2 protein-coding genes are annotated in these 1,018 nt (G+C 36.1%); both read right to left on the bottom strand.

Going from position 1 to position 1,018, the window contains the following annotated elements; translation table 11 throughout:
* Positions 1–17: 17 nt before the first annotated feature.
* Positions 18–518, bottom strand: a complete 501-nt coding sequence (locus tag HCR01_RS37990) for a transposase (protein WP_193201023.1) — start codon at positions 516–518, stop codon at positions 18–20.
* The gene (locus HCR01_RS41040) at positions 427–963 is read right to left on the bottom strand and encodes a helix-turn-helix domain-containing protein (protein WP_193201022.1); all 537 of its coding nucleotides are present in this window, start codon (positions 961–963) and stop codon (positions 427–429) included. The genes HCR01_RS37990 and HCR01_RS41040 overlap by 92 nt, the downstream gene beginning before the upstream one ends.
* Positions 964–1,018: the final 55 nt, after the last annotated feature.

Raw genomic sequence — 1,018 nt, 5'->3', positions numbered from 1 at the left:
TACAGCATTTACGGCTGTTATGAGGTACAGTAGCAGCAACTGGCAAACCAGTTTCTTAAATGTTGAGGATTTATTAAGTCGAGTGCAACTGAGATTAGTTTATCAACCATTTCTGTTGTAGTTGGAGTGAAACTACGTAAAAAAGATTTAAGTTGTGACCACCATAATTCAATAGGATTAAAATCGGGAGAGTATGAGGATAAACAAATAACTTTCGCACCTACAGCTTCAATCATGGACACAATTGAATCTAGTTTATGTGCGGATAAATTATCCATGACTACCACTGCTTCTGACCACAAATTTGGCACTAAAAACTTCTCAACAAATAATTCAAATGCAATGCCGTCCATTGAGTTATTCATTGTCATTAATGCAACTACTTTTTTAATACTAATTGCTCCAATTACTGTAACTTTTGATCCTCTATAAAACGGGTTGAGAGAGTAGGCTCTTGTTCCCATTTGTGAACGGGCATGAGTCCTCGTTAACCCAAGTAGAATACCAGTTTCGTCCAAAAATACTAAATTTTCTGGCTCTATATGTTTGACCTTTTCCCAATAATCTAATCTTAAATTTAGGACTCTCTCTGTGCCTGCTTGGGTACTCCGCTTTGTTTTTTTTCCGATTTAATCCTAATTTCTGTAACGCACGACACATTGCACTTCGACCTACCCAATTGCCAGTCTTGTCTGCAAATAATTCACACAACTCTATCAATGTTGCATCTGGATATGATTCAACTAATTCTCTCAACTCTATGTCAGCATTTGTTAAATGACTAAATTGTGGCTTTCCTCGCGGCTTGGATTGTAAATTTCCTTCAAGTTTTTGTTGTTTTACCAGCTTTTGCACTAAACTCTTTGAGACAGAAAATATGTTAGCTACTTTCCTGATTGAGATGTTTTTTTGAAGATGTGCTGCAACTATTTTTTCTCGAAGATCGACAGAGTATGACTTCATTTAAAGGGATTTATATTTTAATTGATTGTACCTCATAACAGACGCAAGTGCTGTA

The organism is Nostoc sp. MG11 (assembly GCF_014904695.1).
In the GTDB taxonomy this organism is placed as follows: Bacteria; Cyanobacteriota; Cyanobacteriia; order Cyanobacteriales; family Nostocaceae; genus Komarekiella.
Note: the sequence above shows the minus strand (reverse complement) of the source record. Positions and strands in the feature narration are given on the sequence as shown.